At 29.8% G+C, this 22,994-nt stretch carries 23 protein-coding genes and 1 riboswitch; of the genes, 4 read left to right on the top strand and 19 right to left on the bottom strand.

Going from position 1 to position 22,994, the window contains the following annotated elements:
• Positions 1–60: 60 nt before the first annotated feature.
• Positions 61–231, bottom strand: a riboswitch (cobalamin riboswitch).
• Between the two features lie 84 nt (positions 232–315).
• Positions 316–1,287 (bottom strand): threonine ammonia-lyase, encoded by a 972-nt coding sequence (ilvA, locus tag SERIO_RS00770; RefSeq protein WP_053040797.1) that lies wholly within the window; start codon positions 1,285–1,287, stop codon positions 316–318.
• Between the two features lie 120 nt (positions 1,288–1,407).
• On the bottom strand, positions 1,408–1,950 hold the full coding sequence (locus SERIO_RS00765; protein ID WP_047791029.1) for a lipoprotein: 543 nt from the start codon (positions 1,948–1,950) through the stop codon (positions 1,408–1,410).
• A gap of 270 nt (positions 1,951–2,220) precedes the next feature.
• Here SERIO_RS00765 and rpsT point away from each other — a divergent pair, with 270 nt between their 5' ends.
• Positions 2,221–2,472, top strand: a complete 252-nt coding sequence (rpsT, locus tag SERIO_RS00760; protein WP_047791028.1) for a 30S ribosomal protein S20 — start codon at positions 2,221–2,223, stop codon at positions 2,470–2,472.
• A gap of 93 nt (positions 2,473–2,565) precedes the next feature.
• On the opposite strand, the gene SERIO_RS00755 is transcribed toward rpsT, so the two are convergent.
• The 9 genes from SERIO_RS00755 to SERIO_RS00720 form a co-directional block, all read right to left on the bottom strand.
• Entirely contained in the window at positions 2,566–4,053 is a 1,488-nt protein-coding gene (locus SERIO_RS00755; protein WP_047791027.1) for a hypothetical protein, read from the bottom strand.
• Between the two features lie 38 nt (positions 4,054–4,091).
• Entirely contained in the window at positions 4,092–5,060 is a 969-nt protein-coding gene (holA, locus tag SERIO_RS00750) for a DNA polymerase III subunit delta (RefSeq protein WP_047791026.1), read from the bottom strand.
• 23 nt (positions 5,061–5,083) lie between these two features.
• Entirely contained in the window at positions 5,084–6,607 is a 1,524-nt protein-coding gene (locus SERIO_RS00745) for a ComEC/Rec2 family competence protein (RefSeq protein ID WP_148553397.1), read from the bottom strand.
• 183 nt (positions 6,608–6,790) lie between these two features.
• The gene (locus SERIO_RS06425) at positions 6,791–7,150 is read right to left on the bottom strand and encodes a hypothetical protein (RefSeq protein ID WP_053040795.1); all 360 of its coding nucleotides are present in this window, start codon (positions 7,148–7,150) and stop codon (positions 6,791–6,793) included.
• Entirely contained in the window at positions 7,150–7,728 is a 579-nt protein-coding gene (locus SERIO_RS00740) for a hypothetical protein (protein ID WP_047791025.1), read from the bottom strand. The genes SERIO_RS06425 and SERIO_RS00740 overlap by 1 nt, the downstream gene beginning before the upstream one ends.
• 74 nt (positions 7,729–7,802) lie before the next feature.
• Positions 7,803–10,412 carry an extracellular solute-binding protein gene (locus SERIO_RS00735; protein WP_047791024.1) on the bottom strand — a complete coding sequence of 870 codons (2,610 nt, stop codon included), beginning with the start codon at positions 10,410–10,412 and terminating at the stop codon, positions 7,803–7,805.
• Positions 10,396–11,379 (bottom strand): spermidine/putrescine ABC transporter permease, encoded by a 984-nt coding sequence (potB, locus tag SERIO_RS00730; protein ID WP_047791023.1) that lies wholly within the window; start codon positions 11,377–11,379, stop codon positions 10,396–10,398. Before potB ends, SERIO_RS00735 begins: the two co-directional genes overlap by 17 nt.
• 8 nt (positions 11,380–11,387) lie before the next feature.
• Positions 11,388–12,440 carry a spermidine/putrescine ABC transporter ATP-binding protein gene (potA, locus tag SERIO_RS00725; protein ID WP_047791022.1) on the bottom strand — a complete coding sequence of 351 codons (1,053 nt, stop codon included), beginning with the start codon at positions 12,438–12,440 and terminating at the stop codon, positions 11,388–11,390.
• Between the two features lie 30 nt (positions 12,441–12,470).
• Positions 12,471–13,004, bottom strand: coding sequence for a helix-turn-helix domain-containing protein (locus SERIO_RS00720; protein ID WP_047791021.1), 534 nt, complete (start codon positions 13,002–13,004; stop codon positions 12,471–12,473).
• Between the two features lie 224 nt (positions 13,005–13,228).
• Here SERIO_RS00720 and SERIO_RS00715 point away from each other — a divergent pair, with 224 nt between their 5' ends.
• Complete coding sequence (locus SERIO_RS00715; protein ID WP_053040794.1) at positions 13,229–14,290, top strand: sulfite exporter TauE/SafE family protein; 1,062 nt, start codon at positions 13,229–13,231, stop codon at positions 14,288–14,290.
• Between the two features lie 25 nt (positions 14,291–14,315).
• Here the strand turns inward: SERIO_RS00715 and SERIO_RS00710 are convergent, their stop codons facing one another.
• Positions 14,316–15,143 (bottom strand): Cof-type HAD-IIB family hydrolase, encoded by an 828-nt coding sequence (locus SERIO_RS00710; RefSeq protein ID WP_047791020.1) that lies wholly within the window; start codon positions 15,141–15,143, stop codon positions 14,316–14,318.
• A gap of 48 nt (positions 15,144–15,191) precedes the next feature.
• On the bottom strand, positions 15,192–16,346 hold the full coding sequence (metK, locus tag SERIO_RS00705; protein WP_047791019.1) for a methionine adenosyltransferase: 1,155 nt from the start codon (positions 16,344–16,346) through the stop codon (positions 15,192–15,194).
• Between the two features lie 396 nt (positions 16,347–16,742).
• Between metK and SERIO_RS00700 the strand changes: the two genes are divergently transcribed.
• The gene (locus SERIO_RS00700; protein ID WP_047791018.1) at positions 16,743–17,375 is read left to right on the top strand and encodes a nitroreductase family protein; all 633 of its coding nucleotides are present in this window, start codon (positions 16,743–16,745) and stop codon (positions 17,373–17,375) included.
• 61 nt (positions 17,376–17,436) lie between these two features.
• Positions 17,437–17,868, top strand: coding sequence for a MarR family winged helix-turn-helix transcriptional regulator (locus SERIO_RS00695; protein ID WP_047791017.1), 432 nt, complete (start codon positions 17,437–17,439; stop codon positions 17,866–17,868).
• Between the two features lie 27 nt (positions 17,869–17,895).
• Here the strand turns inward: SERIO_RS00695 and SERIO_RS00690 are convergent, their stop codons facing one another.
• From SERIO_RS00690 to SERIO_RS00665, 6 genes are all read right to left on the bottom strand, one after another.
• Positions 17,896–18,834 (bottom strand): serine aminopeptidase domain-containing protein, encoded by a 939-nt coding sequence (locus SERIO_RS00690; protein ID WP_047791016.1) that lies wholly within the window; start codon positions 18,832–18,834, stop codon positions 17,896–17,898.
• Between the two features lie 11 nt (positions 18,835–18,845).
• On the bottom strand, positions 18,846–19,643 hold the full coding sequence (locus SERIO_RS00685) for a TIGR00282 family metallophosphoesterase (RefSeq protein WP_047791015.1): 798 nt from the start codon (positions 19,641–19,643) through the stop codon (positions 18,846–18,848).
• 10 nt (positions 19,644–19,653) lie between these two features.
• Entirely contained in the window at positions 19,654–19,974 is a 321-nt protein-coding gene (gene ylxM, locus SERIO_RS00680; protein WP_047791014.1) for a YlxM family DNA-binding protein, read from the bottom strand.
• Positions 19,974–20,960, bottom strand: a complete 987-nt coding sequence (gene ftsY / locus SERIO_RS00675) for a signal recognition particle-docking protein FtsY (RefSeq protein WP_047791013.1) — start codon at positions 20,958–20,960, stop codon at positions 19,974–19,976. The genes ylxM and ftsY overlap by 1 nt, the downstream gene beginning before the upstream one ends.
• 28 nt (positions 20,961–20,988) lie before the next feature.
• A complete protein-coding gene (locus SERIO_RS00670; RefSeq protein ID WP_047791012.1) occupies positions 20,989–21,993 on the bottom strand; it encodes an alcohol dehydrogenase catalytic domain-containing protein in 1,005 nt (334 codons plus the stop codon).
• Positions 21,994–22,077: 84 nt separating this feature from the next.
• Positions 22,078–22,848: a hypothetical protein gene (locus tag SERIO_RS00665; protein WP_236682159.1), complete on the bottom strand. Its 771-nt coding sequence runs from the start codon at positions 22,846–22,848 to the stop codon at positions 22,078–22,080.
• Between the last annotated feature and the right edge of the window lie 146 nt (positions 22,849–22,994).

The raw sequence follows: 22,994 nt of genomic DNA, 5'->3' as shown, positions 1-22,994 counted from the left end.
TCATTTTTGTAAAAATACAAAAATTAAATAAATTACAGGATTACTTTATTCCAGAAGTAATCAAAGTTCAAAAACATGGTAGGTCTACTGGCTTTACTTCAGCCTACTTACTGCCCTTCCCAAGAAATTTTCTCAGTGGTTATTACAGTGTTCGTCAGTTTTACAGTTGCTGGTACAGCTTGTGCTTCTAACACAATTCCCTAATTAAAAACCATATTTATTTTATTTAATTTTTGAAAGATCGACATCTTTCATACTTAAACTATATCATAAATAAACCAAAATTTTTCATTTTTAAATTAAAAAAATAAACTCCTAACCGTCGTTTATATTTTCATTTAAAATTTCATTTAATTTAGATAAATCAATATTTCCTCCAGAAATAATGATTGTTACATTAGTATTTTGAATTAATTTAATTTTTTCAGATAATACTCCTGCATAAGCTGCAGCGCCAGCACCTTCTGCTAAAATTTTGTCTTTTGCTAATAAGAACAAAATTGCCTCCTTAACCTCTTTCTCTGAAACAGTAACAATTTCATCAACATACTGTTTACATATCTCAAAAGTAATTAAACCAATTTTTTGAACATTAATACCATCAGCAATTGTTTTACTAGGTTCAACTTCAATTGATTTACCAAATTCAAAGGCTTTTGTTAAAGATGGCACATTTTCAACTTCAACACCAATAATTTTAACTTCTGGATTTAATGTTTTTGCGGCAATAGCAATACCTGAAATTAAACCGCCACCACCAACGGGAACAATTATTGTATCTAAACCTTTAACTTGTTCAATTAATTCTAATCCAATAGTACCTTGCCCACTAATTACCTCTTCATCATCAAAAGCATGTACAAATGTTAATTGCTGTAATTTTTGAACTTCTAATGCAGTTTTTAACGCCCCATCAAAATTAGAACCAGATAAAATAATATCTGCACCATATAATTTAGTTGCCTCAATTTTTGATTTTGGTGCATTTTCTGGCATTACTATAGTACATCTAGTATTTGTTAATAAACATGCCAATGCAACACCTTGAGCATGATTGCCAGCAGATGCAGCAATAATTCCTTTAGCACGTTCGGCTTCATTCAAAGAAAGAATCTTATTTAAACTTCCTCTAATTTTGAAACTTCCTGTTCGTTGTAAATTTTCTAATTTTAAATATATTTCCGCATTAAGCATTTTTGATAGTGTCAAATCATGAATTATATTATCAGAATTAATATAATCACTAATTCTATCTCGTGCTTCCTTAATTTTATCAATAGTAATCATCAGGGAAAACCTCTCTTGTATATGTGTCTTTGTTTTCATATATATTCTATTCCTTTAAATTTAAAAAACAATGAAATCCTAAAAATAATATATAATTTAAAAAACTAAGAAATTATATTCTTAGTTTTTTTCAAATTCTAAACTACCTGAATTAGTAAAGTTTATTGTTTTATCGCCACTAGTTAGGTCAACATTAACATTTCAATTGGCTGTAAACTTTGTATCATCACCAGTTTTAACAAATGTGCTTGTTCCTTTCTCTCCAATAGTAATTTGGGATAAATCATAATTACCCATTGGGTCCAAACTTTCGGAATTAAACCCTAAACTAGTAATAAAATTACCCAAGTATACTATACCTGTAGCAGATAAGATGCTCATTGGTATGTCAACACCATTAATTTTGGCCGAATTCATATCCATTATATTGTCAGGTATTAATGATAATGTCCCTTGACCTTTCTGAGCTAATGAATAACTACCATCACTATTTTTAGTAAATAAATGACTAACAAAAGTAAAAGTAATATAACTATTAATAGCTTTTTGTGCTTCTTCTGTAATCCCCGTTGTTGTCGTTTCTTCTTTATGGCAAGCAACAATGTTAATTGCTCCGGTTGCTGTTAAACCAACAGCGCCAAAAATTGCTAATAACTTTTTCATTTCTTTATTTTCCTTTCTTTTAAAAATTTTAGGGAAATAAAATAATATAGTTATTACAATTGCTATAAATGAAGTTAATAAGTTTTTAACTTTCCCTGCTAATATCTTAATTAACTAAACACTAAAAAACAATAAGTTTCATAATTTAGAAAAATAATTATCAATCTAAAAACTATAAATTCTCTAAAAAACTAAGTTTTTATATTTACACACATATATCTATTTGCTATAATTCCTTTGTGTCTAAGTAAATGAAAGGAATGAATATTAATGGCAAATATCAAATCACAAGTTAAAAGAATCAAAACAAATGAAAAAGCTAATTTAGCTAATAAATCATTTAAATCTTCAATTAAAACAGCAATTAAAAAAGCTAATTTAGCAATTGCAGAAAAACAAGAAAATGCTAACGATTTAGTAAACAATGCTGTTTCATTAATTGACAAAGCTGTAACTAAAGGGATTTATCATGCTAATAAAGCAGCAAGAATGAAAAGTAAATTAATGATCCGTGTAAATTAATTTTAGGAAATAATTAGACTGGTATTAATAAAAAATAGTAACTATCAAAGTAGTTACTATTTTTTATTTTAATTTAAAAAGATAATTAGAATTCTAATTATCTTCATCATCTTGGTCATTATTCTTATTTTCATCCTTATTTCCAAAAGGATTAAACGGGTTATCTTCTCTAAATTCTTCATCAAATAAAGAAGGGTCCATTGTATATTTTTCACCACGCATTGCGGCATTAACTGCTTTCTGGTATTCTTCATTAGCTCGAACTAATTTATTACGATCAAGTTTAGGAACAACAACCATTAAAGCAATGGCAGCAAGGGAAGCAACTAATCCGGCAATCATAAAGATTACACTAAATGCATAAATTAATTTATACGAAGAACTATTGTTAATTTCATTGATAATATTATTTAAAGTTTGCTGTAAATCAGAATCGGGTGTTAGAATTCCACCAAATAAACTTGAATCACCAACATTAATACCACTTTTAGGAACACCTAGACCGTTAACAATGTTGCTAACATAATTAGGTAACAAAATGCTAATTAATGAAAGAGAAGAATATAATAAAATAATAACACTAATCCCGACTGTTAGCATTTTAACAGTATAATTATCTCTTTTAAAACGTTTTGTTCCTAATAATTCATAACCCATAAAAATTGCGGGAATGATCGGTAATAACCCACTAAATAAACTCATTGAACCAGCGCCAGCTAACGCTAGTTTTAACTTGGAAGAAAATGGAAATGGTCCCACAAAATTATCATTCCCAGCATGAATGCCCGCATCAGCGCCACCACCAACAATAATGACAGACCCGTTTCATTTATAAACAATTACATTCGTATCAATAGTAATTCCGAGAAATGACCCTAATAATCATAAAATAATTAAACCAACCGCCGCCAGAATCACTAATCCGGCCACAATCTTTTTAAATAATGGCATAAATTTAGGTTTAGTACGGTAAGGATAAAAACGCGGGTCTAAACGGGGATGGATTGGCATATTAGCCATCTGTTGCATCATTTGACCCATGTCTAGTTTGCTTGGATCAAAAGCATTCATTCCCATTCCAGCTCCCATAATCGGTCCGGTATTTTGGGTAGAATCTTGGTGCTGTTCTTTTTCCAATTCCTTAGCCGCTTTTTTATTCATCTGATCACGAGCATTATCAATTGCTTTTTCGTCAACAAAATCAGCAATTTGGTCAATGCCATCAATGGTAACAACATTTTCCTGCGTAATGTAGTCTTTTTCAACTTTAAAATTATCACAAATATATTTAATATATTCAACATAGTCTTCATCTAATTGATTGAAAGTTGCCCCATCAATTTTTTCAATGGTGGCTGATTCATTTGTCACATTGGCTAACGCTTGCGCAAAGGCCATGGTATATTTTTCATCGTTAAATGATGCATCAAATTCTTTTTCTAAAGTTAATAAAGAACAAATTTGTTTGATTACTAACGCTTTAAATTCAGAATTAACAATAATTTGTGCTTTAATGTTATCGTCTTTAAATGTATTATATAAAGCATAAACAATGTGGGCATATAATTTATTTTCTTTCATTTTTTTGAACCATCTCCATAACATCTATTCATTATAGTCTATTCATTTAAATCAAATAAATTAATTAAAAATAAATCACTACTAATGTCTTTATTTATTATACCTTTTTTTATTTTATAATCAATTTCAAACAATTTTATAATAATTTTATTTGCTTTTTCAATATTAAATTTATTTAAACGCTCAGAAATTTTTTTAATTCGATACGGATGAATTTTTAAAGTACTAGCAATATCAGAGTGTGTTTTTTTAGTGGCCGATAAAATAATAATATCACGCGTTAAAATAACACTATTAGCCATTAAAGCCAATAATGCAATATTGTTTAACCCCCGCTCTTGTAAATAATGGTAATTAATTAAAAAATTATTTAAATCATTATCTAATAAATAATCAACTAATTTAAAAATATCTGTATCTAGATATTTAGTAATATTATTTTCAATAATCTCTTCTGTAATATGGGAGTTGACCAGGATTAATTTTTGCAATTCATTTTGAATAATGTATAAATTATTTGGTAAATATTCAATAATTTTTTCAACTCCGTGTTGAGAAATCGTCGCCTGGTGTTTGGCAATAAAATCATTAATAAATTTTAACAATTCCGGATATGATAAATTAATTGCCTTTAAAACACTAGTTAAAGCCAACATTTTTTTCGTGATTTTTAAGCGATTACTAATATTATTAACTGGGCAGATAAATATTAGATAAGTATTGGGATTGGGGTTTTCTAAATATTCTAATAAATTAGGCAAATATTCCTTATTATCTACTTTTGCCTTAATTTTTTCTTCCGTTAAGAAAAAACAATCATTAACAACGATAATTCTTTTATCGGAAAACATGGCAACAGTATTAGCATCATTAATAATATCTAATAATGGTGTTTCCAAATAACTATATTCTTCAACTTCATATTCATCATTAAGATTAATTTTAGCTAAAATCTTATTTTTTTGAGTTTTTATTAAAAAACTATCTTCACCATAGATTAAAAACATGTCGCTTTCCTTTCATTAATATCTTAAAAAGTTGTGAGATAACTTTTTGCACGTTCATTTATATTATAAACTAAATTATGGGAAATATTAGTTTGATAAATTTGACAATGATATTGCTTTAATGTGTTCAATGTTTGGAGCGCTGGAAATTTATGATGGTTGTCAGTGGTAGCTGAAATAAAACACGTTTTCGGTTTAATTTTACTAATAAATTCTTCACTTGAAGCACTCTTTGAACCATGGTGACTAACTTGTAACAGATCAATTGGTGGCCACAAAAAATTTAATATTTTATTTTCCACCGTTTTACTAGCATCACCCATTAATAAAAAATGGTGCTTATTAATTGTTCCTAAAATAACTAAACTATTATTATTTTCATCGCCGGCATTTTCAAAATGGTGTAAGACTTGCAAGGTAAAATCACCAATGTGATATTTTTCTGTTACCGAATCATTATTTAACAGTTTAAAAATCCAGATTTTCTTTTGGACATCGCTAAGATTATTATTGTGGTCCTCGTGGTGATGGGAAATAAAAACCATATTAATTCAATTAATTCCTTTTCACCGTAAATAATCGCTGACCAAAGTTGATGATGCTCCATAGCCCACTCCTAAGTCAAAGGCAATAACTTTGCTTTGTCATTTATCTTCCATAATAATTGTCTGACCATTGCCAACATTTAGCATCGTTATTGAATAAGCTGGTTTAACTAAAAAATTAAAAGAAAACATCACACCAATTAAAATAACAAATAAGCTAATAAAGACTTTTTTTAAATGTTTAATGTAGTAACATGCTAAAAGAAGCAAAAGATAATAGCAACAGATCACGGCAAAATTAAGGGCACCAACATTTCAGGCAAAATTAATTTTTAAAAGTCCTCATGAATAATTATACAAAATAAAATAAAACCAAGTGTAGCAAAGATGTAGCGGTTTAATAAACACAATAATAAAATTAATTATATAAATAATCGCAATTAGCGGGGTTAAGATAATGTTAAATAAGATACTAGTAAAATTAACACTAAAATTAAAATAAATATTTCAACCACTGGCAACTAAAAAAATAAAGCCATTTAAAATAAGAAGTTGCTGCCAATATGCTAAGGGGCGGATCTTGCTTCATAGGTTAGCAAATAATAATGTCATTGAAAAACCATAAATAAAGCCCACCGTTAAAAAACCATAGGGGTAAGCCATTAATGTTAATAAAAAACTCGCACATCAGCGTTGATTATGGTTAAATTTCTTTTTGCAAAAATTGGTATTAAACAAACTTACAAATAAAATAATAACTGCTTTTAATGTTGTTAAATCAAAATTTAATAAGTATAAATAAAAAAGCAAAATTCCACAAGTCAAAATTCAACTGCCTTGTCCCGGAATTATTCGTTTTAATAATTTATTTAAGAGTAAAAATAATACATTAATATGATATCCTGAAACAACCAACAAATGAAGAACTCCTAAACAAACAAAATTATTATATAAAGTATTAACCGCTGCTGTTCGCTGGCCATATAAAAGTAAACTTATCATGCCATTAATAATGACATCATGATCTTTTAAATAATTGCTAACAGTCTCTCGTAAATCATTACTAGCTTGAATATTAATAATTTTTTGAATTTTAATTGCTTGTTCAATGCCATTGCTATGTAACCAATACTTAAAATTAAACTGATAAATATTTCCAGAGGTGGGAAGATTAGTAAGATAACCTTAAAAATTGATCTTATCCCCCAGATGGAGGGTAATGTTCGCCGAATAATAATATTCTTTTAAATCAATTTTTATAAAATAATAATGATTACCAACATAACTGATCTTTCCGGTTAGGATTCCTGATTGGTGAAAAGGTGGTTGCCAACTAAATTTGGTGATTACTAAATGTAAGATTACTCCCAGCCCGACCAAAAAAATATATCAAAATTGTCTTTGCCAATAGAGCAAAAAAATTAATAAACTCAGGGGTAAAAATAACATATAATATAATTTATTAATAATAAATAACTCGCTAATAACAAAACTAATGACAATTAAAAACCATTGCTGATAAAACTTTTGTAATTGGAAGCGCATTACATTACCACAAACAAAATTAAAATTTGATAGTATTTTTTATAACTACCTGTCAAATAATGTTGCAAATTATTTTTTACTTGCATCGTGGTTAAAAAATTACTATGTAAAATTTTTAACACGGGGGTAATGATCGAATGGGGAAAGTTTAATTCTTCTAATAGTTTTTCCGTTATTAATTTTCGCGAGTATCACTTAATAAATTGTGGTTTTGGCAATAAGGCAATTGTCAAACTTTGATAAACTTTACGGTTGAGAAGTCGCTGGTCTAACGAATGAAAGTTATTGAAAATAAAATGATTCCGCACTAAAATTTGTTCAACGCTAGTTCCTAACAAAACAAAGGGAATTTTATATGCCTTAGGGAGAACTTGATTATTAACTAAGGGCAGTTGATATTTAGTTATAAAATTAAGTGCTACTTCGGAAGCATCTGAATTATTGCTAATCTCGGGAGAATTATTGTCGGAAGTTATTTTAACGCCATTTAGAAAAAATACTAAAAAAGCAATAATCACCGCGATTGTTGTTGCTAATAAAAAATATCATTTCTTTTTAATATGAATCACCTCGCTCATTTAATATTTATCAAAATTACCGGTGATTTCCTTTTTTTAAATTAAAAATAAAAAAGATAAGAAGTTCTTATCTTTTAATTTTTGCTCGCAATTAAAATATTATATTTATTAACTAGATAGTCATCCAGACTACCATTATAGAATGGTCCATCGGCGGCAATTGGATCAGAGACATAGTTATTCAGCGTACTATCTCATTTGGAAACCGGGACATATTCACGGTTATAGTCTAGCATTGGGCCGGGCTCTGTCCCCGGTGTAACGACGGGGTTAATTTCATAGTCCATCACTTGTTGATATGGCGAAGTATATCCCGAATTTTCAGTTAATTCTGCTTGGTGTTGAATTACATAATTAATAAATTTATAAGCTAAATCCTGATGACTTGAATTTTTGGCAATCACAAAGTTATCACTCCAAATATTAGTTCCTTCAATATTGGTAAATTTCTCTTGGGTTGGGTCGTATTTAGCAAAACGCGGATGTGTTATTAATAATTTATGGTCACTACCCCCTTGCCCACTATTTGCAAAGCCACCTTCACCATTATCACCGGCATCCGCGGCAATAGCATCCCCATTATACATAAAGGCAAAGTCAAAACGGCCATCCCCAACATCATTAATAATTTCATCATTTTTTAAAGCAACATTATTATATTTTAATAAAGTTTTTAAATCATTAAAATCTTGGTCAACTTCTTGCTGGGTTGTTGGTAAGACCTGCTGGCGATTTTTTTCACTAGCCATCATAAAGAGATTTTTATAATCGTTATTTAACAATACTCTTTTGCCCGCTTGGGCTGCTTTTCATAAAATATCCCATGAAATTCCGTTTGAATATGTAACATTTTTAGGATCATACACATCATTAATAATATATTGTTGGCGGTCTGCTGTTCATGCTTGCTCACTAACTCCAAATTTAGCAACTGTTCCGGGCAGGTGTTTATTTTCTTCATTTAAAATATTTCGAACAAAAGCAATATTATCAGCGGATGGGCGGATAACTAACGACATATCGCCCCAAAATAACGGAATATTATAATCAGTAATTGAAGCATTAATTGCCGGACTAGCAATTTTATTTTTGTTTTGAATGCCTAATAACCCATTATTAATCATCGCAGTTTTATTTTTATCAAAACAGCTAGCTGGTGGTTTTTTATCATTGGTGTTAAGACAAGTATTATAGAACTGGATATTATTATTTTGATAATAATTAACATCAACATTTTTATCATTGAACCATTGGTTAAACTTCACATCATAGCCCGCAATGTTACCATCAAAAGTTGGGTTAGGTTTTACCAGGTGAAAATTAGGATCAACTGCATTTAATTTAGTATAATCAATTTTTGCTAAATCCCCCTGCCCCCCTAATTTGGCAACCATATAATCACTCGGAACCATCACATCATATTTAGTCGTGTATAACTTGTTGTATAGAGTTTCATTACTATCATACACAACATATTTAACTTTAACATGGTATTTTTGTTGAAATCCATTTAAGACACTATCGGTAATATAACCACTTCAATTAGCAACAACAAGGTCATAAATATTATTTGTAATATAAACTCCTGTTAGTAAACCAATCGAACCAGTACAAATTACTACTAAAGTAATCGGTTTTCAAGTTTTGGTAAACCAACGGAACTTATTGCGCGAAATTTCACTAATTGTCTCACGACGCTCTTCTTTGAGAATAAAATTATTTTTTTTATTTTTAGCCCAGGCTAATCCTTTGGCATATTTATCTTCTCAATAAATAATTTTTGTGCGCAAACGTTCTTTAACTTTTTCATCTGTCAAAGCTTGGTTGTTTAAACTATGATATAACATCGCTAATCGCATTTCATAACGCAACATTGTTTTATCTTTATAAGTACCTTTTAACATTTCTTTCCGAAATTTTTCATGGCTGGCCTTATAAATATTTCATCCGTTTCAGCCAATAATCACAAAACCAATGATTGCAATACAAATTGTTCCAAAAGCATTCACAAAGGGTTTAATTCTTTTCATTGTATAAATGAAAGTTGCCACATTGACATCATCACCCCCCGTAAAATAAGAAATAATGAAGTCGTCAAAACTCATCGCAAAAGCGATTGCCGCAGCTGAAATAATTGCTGGTTTTAAAATTGGTAAAATAATTTTTCATAGTGTTTGTGACGGCTTCGCCCCTAAGTCTAAAGATGCTTCAATTAACCGCGGATCAATTTTTCGTAACCGTGGTAACACCGTGATAATGACATACGGAACATCAAATGAAATATGGGCAAGTACTAAAGTTAAAAACCCAAATTTTGCTCCGAGGGCAATAAATAACATCATCAATGAAACAGCAGTGATAATATCAGCATTAATTAAGGGAATATTAGTAATTGACAATGTCATTTTTTGAGTAACTTTGCGCGCACGACTTAAACCAATTGCAGCTAAGGTTCCCAAAATAGTTGACACTAATGTCGCAATTACCGCGGTAAAGACCGAAATAATGATACTTTGTAAAAATGATTGTTGCTGAGATAATTCATGGTATCAACGATCAGAAAAACCAGTGAAAATCCCCATACTATCACTATTATTAAAAGAAAATAAAATTAAAATCACAATGGGAACATAAATAAATAGTAAGATAATTCCCATGTAAGAAGATTTAAGAAAGTTTCTCATTTCGTTTCCCCCTTTTAGTTTCAAATACTTTTGACATTCAGTTTGAAACAATAATAATGATAAAGACAATCACCGCTAATACTACCGAAATAGCAGCCCCTAATCCAAAGTTACCTCCTTTAAAGAAGTAAGTCTCGATAACTTCAACAATCATACTAATTTGGCCATTTCCCATAAATTTTACAATCAGGAGGGAAGTTGCTGCTTGCACTAATAGTAATGTTCCCCCGGCAATAACTCCTGGGATTGACTGACGAAAAATTACTTTTCAAAAGGTTGTGAACCCATTTGCTCCCAAATCACGAGATGCTTCAATCAAAGAATGATCAATTTTATCCAAACTATTATAAATTGGTAAGATCACAAACGGAATAAAAGCATAAACCATCCCAATGACAATAGAAACCGGAGTTCCTAATAGTCCGGGGGCAATCATGTGGAATAATGTTTGTAACCCAATAATTTTTAGTAACATGTTAATTCAAATTGGTAAGGTTACTAAAATTCAAATATTTTTTGATAATAATTTTGATTTACAAAAAGCCATAACATAAGCAACCGGATAAGCAATAATAATTGCAATAATTGCGGCAATTAAAGCATAACCTAATGATAAAAATAAAGATACCACAAAAGCTTGTTGGGAAAAGAAGGCCGCAAAGTTAGCAAAATTAAATTCAAAAACTAAACTGTTTCCGGTTGGTTGAATAAACGAATACAATAAAATAATTAACAACGAAACAACAATTAATAAAATCATTAAAATAATATATGGTCAAATTAACGGATTAATTCCTCGTTGGAATCACTTACTTTTTTGGGTATTATAAATAATGTTATGATAGCGAGTTTTGCATCATGCGGATAATGTTTGAAAGAACGAGCGAAGTTTTGATTTAGTTTTTTTAAATCATTTTTTAGTTTTAATTCAAAATTTGAATTCTTTTTTATCTGGGTTTTTTTTCATTACGAAACCTAATCGTCAATTTCTTTCCACATAACGTGAATATCTTCGGGATTTCACTTTACCGCAACTTCGCTCTCTTCTTCAACATGGTCGGTAGTATGAATCAAATATTTTCGATGTTTAGTTGCCACCACAATTTCTCAATGGACACCCTTAAAATTTAATGACTCCACCGTTCCATTAAAATAACCTTCACCCTTTGCGACAATATCAATATCTTCCGGGCGAATAATAATATCAATCCGATCTTCATTTTCCCCAAATCCCCGGTCTAAACACGGGAATTTTTTGCCATCAATTTTAACTAAATAATCCTTGACAAAAATGGCATCGGAAATAATATTGGAATCACCAATAAATTGTGCTGTTCACAAGTTTTCTGGTTCATTATAAATTTCACTAGGAGTTCCTACTTGTTGGATTGCTCCTTTATTCATCACAATAACCCGGTCAGATAATGTTAAGGCTTCTTCTTGGTCATGGGTTACTAAAATAAAAGTAATCCCAATTTCTTCTTGCAAAGCTTTTAATTCACTTTGCATTTTTTTGCGAAGTTTAACATCTAATGCTGACATTGGTTCATCTAATAATAAAATGCGGGGACGATTAATTAAAGCCCGTGCGAGCGCTACTCGTTGTTTTTGACCCCCGGACAATGATTCAATCCGAGCATCTGCAAAACCATCTAAACCAACTAAACGTAAAAAACGTCGAACTTCTCGTTTAATAAAATCAAATTTTTTCTTTTTAATTTTTAAACCATACGCAATATTATCAAAAACATTCATATGGGGAAATAACGCATAATTTTGAAAAACAGTATTAACTTCTCGCTTATTGGCAGCAACTTTTAATCAGTTTTTCCCTTCAAAGAGCATTTCACCACTATCTGGTTTTTCAAAACCACCAATTAAACGTAAAGTTGTTGTTTTACCACACCCAGAAGGTCCTAATAAAGTTACAAACTCACCTTCTTTAATATTGACACTAATTCCTTTTAAAATAACCTTTCCATCATATTGTTTAGAAATATTACGTAATTCTAAAATATTTTTTTCCAATGTTGTTTTTTCCTTTCTCTCATTTGCTAATTAAAATACAGGCGGAGTTGAAATTCAGAGTACTTCCGCAATTTTATTACTATTATTTTTTAAATAATGTTGATTATTACCATATAAATAAAAACTATCTTTTTCATAAGCTTTTTGAAATTTTGTTCCACTATAGACACTGACTTCCCCGTACAGGACATAACCAAAGATCTCCCCTTCAAAAGGTAACAACTTTTGAGATTCACTATACGGTTTAATTTGAATTAAAATTGGCTCTAATTCATTTGCTTGCGCATTTGGAATTAACCATTCAATGCGATAATTATCTTGCTCAACTTCATAATGATCTTCAACACCATACACAAACTTTCGGTTTTTTTCCTGCTTAAAAAAATCGCCTAAATTGGTGCCTAAAACCTCTAAAATACTTTCTAAAGTTTCAATACTTGGGGAGGAAATATCGCGTTCAATTTGGCTAATAAATCCTTTTGTTAACTCACAGCGATTAGCTAACTCTTCAATGGTTAAATTACTTTTTTGACGTAATAATTTAATTTTTTCACCAATTTTCATTAATTTCCCTCCTTATCTTGTTTAGTTATACTAAACTTTTTGTTTTTTAATTTTCATTTAAGTTAATTATAGGGAAAAATGTAAAAATATCAATAATTAAGCCATCTTTTTTATAAAAAATATTTTAAAATTTCATATTATTTTAATGTCAAATTTATATATGGTATAATTATTCCATTAATAATATAATAATTATGATTATATTTAGCAGAAAGAAACATAATATGCAGAAAAAAATCCTTTATTGAAGTTTATTAAGCATTCCAATTATTTTAATTATTTTTTTAATCACGCTATATTTTACAAATATTTGGCAGCCAACATTAACATCTACTATAATAAGTTTAGTATTATTATGCTTTGTCGGAATTTTTGTATATTATTTAATTACGAAAAGTTATCCGTCCTATGATCAGACAGAAAAAAGCGTTGGCGAATTTGATAATAACATTAGACAACGAATATGAAAATTAGGAATTATTGGATTCATTGCTGATTTTTTTGATACTATTGGGATTGGTTCATTTGCAATTAGTATTGTTTTATTAAAATTAACTAAACAAATAAAAAATAATAAAAAAATCTTAGGGACTTTAAATATTGGGCATGCAGTGCCAACCTGTTTAGAAGCAATTATTTTTATTTCGTTGGTAAAAGTTGAGTGACTAACCCTTGTTGTTTTAATTGCGGCGGCTTCAATTGGATCATACTTAGGAGCAATGTTTGCTAATAAAATAAAATTAGGTTGGGCTCAAATTTTTATTAGTATTGTATTAATTATTATCTCAATTATTATTTTATTAGGTCAAAAGCAAGTTGGTGTCATGCCCAGTCCTGGGAATGCTGATTCCTTACAAATATGATGGAAATATCTGGTGGGAGCAATTGTGTTCTTTATCTTAGGAGCCCTAATGTCCTTAGGAGTAGGAATTTATGCTCCCGCGATGGCTGTTACTTACTTATTAGGGTTAAGTGCGATTTGTGCCTTTCCTATTATGATGGGTTCCGCTGCCTTTTTAATGCCCATTGGTGCCTTACGATTTATTAAAGACCAAAATTATGAAATTAAACCATCATTAGCTTTTACAATTGGCGGTTCATTTGGGGTTATTTGCGCCTATTTAATTGTTTTTATTGGAATTCAAAAAGGATTAGGCCTTAATAAAGATGAATTTGTTAACATTTTAACTTGGTTAATCATTGTGGTAATTTGATACACCGCCGGAATGATGATTTATGAATATGTTAAAAATAAAAAACGAACGCGCAAACAAACACAACCATAAAAAAATCACTTGCATAGTGATTTTTTTATTTATTATTAAGATGTTTTTTAATTGCTCGTGCTACTCCTGATTTTTTATGATGATGAGTGACTTCATTGGCAATATTTTTAATATCTTGTTTAGCATTACCCATCGCGATTCCTAAACCTGCTCATTTTAACATTTCGCGATCATTTGAACCATCTCCCATCGCAATGACTTCTTCTTGCTTAATATCATACATCTTTGCAATATATTCAACGGCATCTTTTTTATCAGTATTTAAAGGAGAAACTTCAAGATTTAATTTTGATTTAGAAACATAGGACCAGTCAAAAATATTAAATTGATACTTCGCTAAAATTTCTTCTTTAAAAGCAAGAACATTTGGTTTGTTACCACTTACAACAAATTTAAAGACTTCATCATTGAAATTAACTACTTTGTTATATAACACGCGTTTACGTTTTGTATGTCAACTCATTCATTTAACCATTAATCCCCGGTTAGTATTGACATATGCTAAATCATCATCTTTAACTGAATATGCTCATAGTTGCACTTTATTTTTATTAGCAATAGTAAAAACATCTTGAGCTTCGACCGTTGAAAAAGAGTTTTGTTTTATTATTCGATTGTTTAAAAAATCATAAATAACGCCACCATTAAAACCAATTACGGGCAAGTCATAATTGATCACCCCTAATTTATCAGCTACTGTTTTAATTGCTTTAATACTTCGACCAGTTGCAATAATAATTTTAATATCATTTTGTAATGCTCATTTAATTGTTTTAACATTTTGCTTTGAAATTTTATTTTTTCGTTTGACAGTTGTGCCATCCAAATCTAATGCAATTAATTTATATGCCATAATATTTCTCCCATTAATTGTTAATTCTATGCTAATTATATCAATAAACTAGGGCAAAATAATATATTTTGTTAACAAATGAATTTTATCTAATCTTTCCCATGGTAGCTCGTGACTAGGGCGACCAAAATGACCATAAGTGGCTGTTTGCTGAAAAATTGGCTTTTGTAATTCAAGATTTTTAATCATTGCGGTTGGGGAAAAGTCAAATACTTCTTCAACGGCTTTTAAAATAACATTATTTGGAATGTAATTAGTACCAAATGTATCAATATAAATTGAGATTGGTTCTGCAATACCAATTGCATAAGATAACTGAATTTCACAACGGTCTGCTAACCCAGCTCCAACCACATTCTTAGCAACATAACGGGCCATATAAGCCCCACTACGATCAACTTTAGTACCATCTTTCCCAGAAAAAGCACCCCCCCCATGGCGGGCATAACCCCCATAAGTATCAACAATAATTTTACGTCCGGTTAATCCTGTATCACCCTTGGGACCGCCAATTACAAAACGACCAGTTGGATTAATTAAAACTTTAAAATCCTCATTTAAGCGATATTTTTTAATAACCGGAATCATAATTTCATTTTTAATATATTCTTTAAACGCATTTTCATCAATATCAGGATGATGTTGAATTGACATTAGAATTGTATCAACCAAAATATTTTTTTGATTAGTAAGATCTAAGGTCACTTGTGACTTCATATCCGGGCGGGCTTGGAAAAATAAACCTTGTTTACGTAATGCGCTGGCTCTTTTGACCAAGTCATGCGCAATTGAAATTGCTAAAGGCATGTAATTATCTGATTCATTTGTAGCATAGCCAAACATAATTCCTTGGTCACCAGCTCCTTTTTTGTTAACACCCATAGCAATGTCTGGTGATTGTATATTAATTAAGATTTCAATTTGACAAGTTTCTCAATTAATTCCCCATTCTTCATCATCATAACCAATTGCTTTTAAAACATTCCGCGCAATTTGTTCATAATCAACACGTGCTTCAGTTGTAATTTCTCCTCCAATAATTAAACGATTTGTTGTAATAAAACACTCACAAGCTACCCGTGAATTTGGGTCTTGTGTTAAACATGCATCCAAAATTGCATCCGAAATTTGATCACAAATTTTATCCGGATGACCTTCGGAAACCGACTCTGATGTAAATAATATCTTTTCTTGTAATACCATAATAAATCCTCTCCCAAATAAGTTAACTAAAAAAATAATTAGTTAATGGCTAATTAGTTTACTTTATCAGAAATATGATTATCAAAAAAATTAATAAGTTTAAGATTTTTAAATAACTAATAAACCTTATTGATAGCTATCATATGCCCTGCTAAAAGCACCTTCTATAATTTCTATATAGGGTTGCTAGTGGATTACTGCTTAGCGTGCTAACCACTTCTGAATAAGTTTTAGTTGCTATTAACAACAAAAAAATTATACCGTAAAATCTGATATTTTTTAAATAAAAATAAATTTATTTTTTAAAATTCTTTTAAAAATTAGTTGACATGTTAACTAATAATGCTAAAATGATAATGGTTAACACATCAACCAATTAAGGAAAGGAAAATTACAATGTCAGTAAAAGATGCAATAAATTGAAGAAAAGCAGTTAAATCATATATTAACAAACCAATTTCAGAGGAAGATTTAAATGCTATTATTGAGGCAGGAAGATTAGCACCAAGTGCCTATGGTGTTGAACCTGTTAAAGTCGTAGCTATTAAAAGTGATGATGCTAAAAAGGCAATTTTACCAGCAGTATTAGAAGGAAATCATAAAAAAATTAATACTGCCCCTGTTACTTTAGTATTATTAGCAGCAAATGGGGAGTATGCTAGTGATACTGAGTTCTTAACAGAACGTTTTAGCCGTTGATTACCATCAGAAATGGTAAATGGTTATGTTCAAGCCGTGCAAGGTGTTATTAATGGTGCAGTTGATGCGAACTCATTTTCTGACCACCAAACATACATTGCAGCAGGATTTATTACTTTACAAGCAGCTGATTTACAAATTGGGTCAAATGTAATGACCGGGTTTGATCCACAAGCCTTAGAAAAAATCCTAGCTAAATATGATGTTCTCGATAAAAATCGCTATCATCCAACTCTTTTAATTAGTTTAGGATATTATGATACAAACGAACCAATGGTAGCATTCCCAAGAACTAGAATTTCACATGATGACTTTGCCCAAGAAATCTAAGTTCAAAGTTGTTATTCCCTTTTTCCAATAATTTTTGGTAGAATTTAAGTAGGTGATAATAATGTTATTTAATGAATTAATGTTTGTTCTGCGAAAAATTAATAAGGATATTGATTCGCTAGTTAGTGAGTTTTTAACCCAGGCAAACTATTTTGATATTGAACCAACAGATGGACCAATCTTGTTATATATGCAAAATAATCTAACCACTAAAATGACAGAATTATCAAAAATTTCTAACCAAACAAAAGCTGGAATGAGTCGAAAAATTAATCGTTTAAAAAAATTAGGTTATATTAGCCATCAACGTTGTCAAAAAGATAAAAGAATTAGTTGGTTAGAATTAACACCAAAGGGGAGAATGGTTGCTGAAAAATTTATCGAAATTTCATCAGTACTTAATAAGCAATTATTAGCGTTAATTCCCGATCACCAACAAAATGATTTATTAGAAACCTTAACCTTTTTATCAAACGAATTAAGTAAAAAATAAAAGTTTGGAAGTTAACTTCCAAACTTTTTAATTTTGTACAAAGTCATTTATTGTATTAATTACTTTTTCATCAAGATTATCAATAAAAATAAAATGATTATCATTATCAAAACTACTTATTGTAACATCGGAATTAGTTATTTTTGCCAACCGTTTGGGGGCATAAAACTTATCACCATTACTTTGCAATAATAAGGTTTTAACCGATAAGTTATTTAATTTCTTGATAATTTTTTTATTAATTTGCTTAACTTGTAAAATTTGGTTTAAAAAATATTGTTGGGGATTGGCTTTCATCTTTGCAATATACTCTTGGTTATTAGTAAAATAATGATAATCAATATTAATATTTAAAGTTTTATTTAAATAAAATAAAAAGCTAAAGAAAATACTAATTTTACTAAAAAAAGAAAAGCGCATTGTTTTTTTATTGGTGATTGGATTAACTAAAATTATTTTGGTAATATGTCTTGTTTTTCGTAACAAGTAATTAACTAAACCACAACTATAGCCTTCTAATAATAAAGTAATTGTTTGGTTTTCATATTTATTTTTAATAACTTCAATTGCCATTAAAACATCATTTATTAAAATTCCAATATTCTTTGTTTGGTAGTAATCATTATCTCCAATATTTCGTTGATTAAAACTAAGAAATGAAATTTCAGCATTTAAATTCTGATTATTAACTAAACTAGCAAAATCATTTTTGTTCCCATAAATATCATGGATTCCTAAGATAATTTCCTGCCCCTTCTTATTAATTTCTCCTAACACAGAGAATTGGTATTGATCAGCACTAATAAAATACTTATTATCAATTAGTTCTGGCAACTGTACTTCGGTTACCTTTACTCGTTTGGAAAATAATTTATAAAAGCGACTAATAAAATAACATAATAAAGCAAAACCTAAAATTCCAAACACAATTCCAATTGTCATTTTAATCGTAATTAATTGACTCATTAACTTTACTCCTATCTATATTCATCTTGATTATCAGGGGTAATTAAAATTCGGTCAATTTTAACCACAGAATTATCAATATCATTAGTTTCCAAAATAATTCCTGAAAAAATTAGATTATCTAAATCTTCTGCGGGTTGAAAGCGACTTGGTAAACCAGTTTTTTCTTTTAAAATAACTTCTTCGGGATTAGCCCCAATAATTGAGTTATAACTACCACACATTCCTAAATCAGTAATATATGCAGTTCCGCTTGGTAAAATACGATTATCTGTTGTTTGCACATGCGTATGGGTTCCTACCAAACAAGTAATTTTGCCATCAAAATTTCAAGCTAAAGCTAATTTTTCAGCGCTTGCTTCCGCGTGGAAATCAACTAAATGCAAATCACTATTATCCTCAGCCACAATTTTCTCTAATGCATAATACGGGTTATCCGCAGGATCCATAAAACTACGACCAATCAAATTAGTGACACGAACGGTTTTATTGCCAACTTTTTTCACCACAGTTCCTGGGCCAGGAGTATACGGATTCATATTTAGTGGTTTTAATAAATCATCAACCTCTTCAATATATTTTGGAACTTCGGGATTTTTAAAAATATGGTTTCCGGAAGTAATAACATCAACCTGCAGGGCTTTCAATTCTTCATAGTGCTTTCGTAAAATTGATTTACCATGACTAGTATTTTCACCATTTGCAACCACAAATTGAATTTGATATTTTTTCATAATGAAAGGCAAATACTCTTCAAGTGCTTTTCTTCCTGCCTTTGCATAAATATCACCAATCATTAAAATTTTCATCCTTATTCTCCTAATCTTCTTCAATTTTTTTTAATTTGTCAATTAGTTCCCGGCATTCTTTCGTATCATAATATTTTTGGTATAAATTTTCGCGTTGTGTCTGTTTATAACATATTTTTAAACTATTTTCAAATTTTGTTAATGCCTTGCTAATCTTTAGCAGCGAATCATAAACAGCATTCCGTGAGACAACTTGCATTTCGGCAATTTCACTTAATGAATAATCTTCAAAGAAATATAATTTAAAGTAGGTAATTTGCTTTGGAGTTAATAATGAACTATATATATCATATAAATCAATTAGATAATTTGTTCGTTCAAGGTCTTTCATTATTCTTCGGGAGTGGTTTCACTTTCAAATAAATCTTTTGTTAAATTATAAATGTATTGTTCAATATCAAACTCTTGTAAATCATCTGGTTGCTCACCAAGGCCAATTAATTTTACAGGAATATTTAGTTGGTCCTTAATTGCTAAGACTACTCCTCCTTTAGCGGTACCATCCATTTTTGTTAATACAATCCCGCTAACATCTGTTACCTCAGAAAAGTTTTTGGCTTGGGAAATTCCATTTTGGCCAGTTACACCATCAATAACTAATAAGGTTTCGTGGGGGGCACTTGGGATTTCTCTTTTAATAATTCGGTTAATTTTATTTAATTCATTCATTAAGTTAACTTTATTTTGGAGTCTTCCGGCGGTATCAATTATTAAAAAGTCATACTTCCCTGCTTTGGCTTTGGCAATTCCATCATAAATAACACTAGCTGGATCTTGCCATTCTTTGGCTGGTTTCACAATTTCAGTATGTAAGCGAACTGCTCATTGGTTTAACTGTTCAACAGCCCCTGCCCGGAAGGTATCACCCGCAACTAATAAAACTTTTTTGCCTTGGTCCAAAAAATTTTTAGTTAATTTGGCGATTGTAGTTGTTTTACCACTGCCATTAACACCAACCATTAAAATTACATTTAATCTTCCCTCTTCAATATTTAGTTTGTTTTGGCGCGACTTTGGGTCGTTGTATAAATCCATAATTACTTCTACTAAATAATCATTGGTTTCTTCAATTGATCATCCTTTTTTAACTTTTTTACGAATTTCATCTGTAATTAGTAAAACCATGTTCATTCCCATGTCACTAGCAATTAAAATATTCTCTAATTCTTCTAAATAATCATCATCATATTCTTTATATTTACTAGCTAGTTTTTTAATGTCTGTTGAAAATGAAAGGCGCGTTTTTTTTAAAGCTTTTTCTAACTTAATTTGTTTTTTTTCTTCCCGCTTTGCTTTTATTTTTTGAAAAAAACCCATCTTAATTATTACTCCTTCTATTCTACAATTATAATTTGACAACTATTTTAAAATAGTCTTTGTTTTCAAATTGGTTGAAAGCTTCCATTACTTCATTTTTATTATACACCTGGGAAACTAAAACATTTGGATCTAGTTTTTTTGCTAAAATTTCATTAATTACTTCCAACGTCGCGCCATTATTTAAAATTCCAGTTTTGATGGTAATATTTTTATATCATAGTTCATTAAGATTAAAAATAACTGGTTTTTTAAAGACCCCAATTGAAATAATAGTACCATTAAAGCCAACTAATTGCTGAGCTAAACTAAATGTATCACGATCATTTCCAACACATTCAACTACTAAATCATATTGTTCGTCTCCAAACTCATTATCTTTACTATTAATGATTTGTTCAGCACCATTATCTTTAAAAACTTCTAACTTAGCACGGTGATGACCAAAAACCGTTACTTTTTTACGATAAGAATTTAAAAATAATAAGATTGCTAAGGCAATTGGACCATCCCCAATTAATGCGACATTATTAATTTTATTAAAATCAACTTTTAAAATAACATTTTCATAAGCTGTTAATAAAACATCTGATAGCATCAATCCTTGTTCAGTACTAATTTCAGATGGTAATTTATAAACACTAGATTCGCCATAGGGAACTCTAACATATTCAGCATGGGTTCCGTTAATCTTAGTTCCCAAAATAAAACCAGCGTTTAGACAATTAGCATATAAACCTTGTTGGCAAAACTTGCATTGGTTACAATGGGTAATACAACTAATAACAACCCGGTCACCAACTTTTAAAGTTGTTACTTTTTTCCCAATTGCACTAACAATGCCAACTCCTTCATGGCCCATAATTGTATTTTTAGCAACCGTGTCATCCATTCCTAAATAAGGACGGTAATCAGCGTGTGAAAAAGTAAACTCCTCAATTTTTACAATAATATCTTCATCATTAATAATTTTTGGCGTGGGTACCTCACTTCAGTCAATTAAACCCTTATCTTTAAAAACTAAACCTTTCATCAAGTTCCCTCTTTCTATATATATTAAATTATACTCTAATAAAACCTTAAAATAAAAAAATTACTAATCTTAGAACTTAGTAATCTATTCATCATCAATTTTTAAATTTCCTTGATCAATTTGTTTTTTAATATCATTATCAATTAAATTAGTAAATAACCTTTGATGAACCATTCGCGAATTAAAATATTGACGCATATTTTTGCGGATTAATTCTTGACTTTCTTCACTCAGATTATAATATACTCAAGCATCAGTACAAACTGGTAAATTATTAAACATTACTGTTTCGGCGGCATAATACTCCGCAGTTGCCACACAATCTCTAGTTACTTCTTCAATGGGGACAGTAAAATACTCATCCTCATCAACTTCTTCAATTCGGCTTTTCTTCGGATCATTTGCAATCCCGACTCCAATTTTAACTTCTTTTACTGAGGTAAAATCTTCATATAAATTAAAATTCATAATCCGCACTGTGGTATTGATATAATTAACAATATCAATCAAATAATCCAAAGAACCATCATCTTCATAAACTGCTAAATATAAATCATCATGTTTATGAATTCCAAAAATTTTATCTGATTTTTGCAGGGCAGCCATAATAGTATCATTTAAAGTAGCCAATAACCAGTCCGCAGTTTTTTTATCATATGATTTAATAATTTGCTTTCTATTAACAATGCGAACAGCAATTGCTGAAACTGATTGTTCTTCATCATCTTTAACATAAAAAGGAGGCAATTCAATATTTGACAATGCCACACGATTACGATATTCATCTAATTTATTTTTACTATATACATACTCTTTTAAGATACTAATAGTTTGTTCTGGTTCTCACTTCATCATTAACCCTCTTAAATTAAATAAACTAACCCTACTTTATTATTTATATAATTATACTATAAAATAATGCCTTTTTAAATAGTTGTTAATGCAATTGGCAGAATTAATTATCAAAGTATTATTTTAATAAAAAATCTAGTGTTTTTTAT

This window comes from Spiroplasma eriocheiris (genome assembly GCF_001029265.1).
Taxonomy (GTDB): Bacteria; Bacillota_I; Bacilli_A; order Mycoplasmatales; family Mycoplasmataceae; genus Spiroplasma; species Spiroplasma eriocheiris.
Note: the sequence above shows the minus strand (reverse complement) of the source record. Positions and strands in the feature narration are given on the sequence as shown.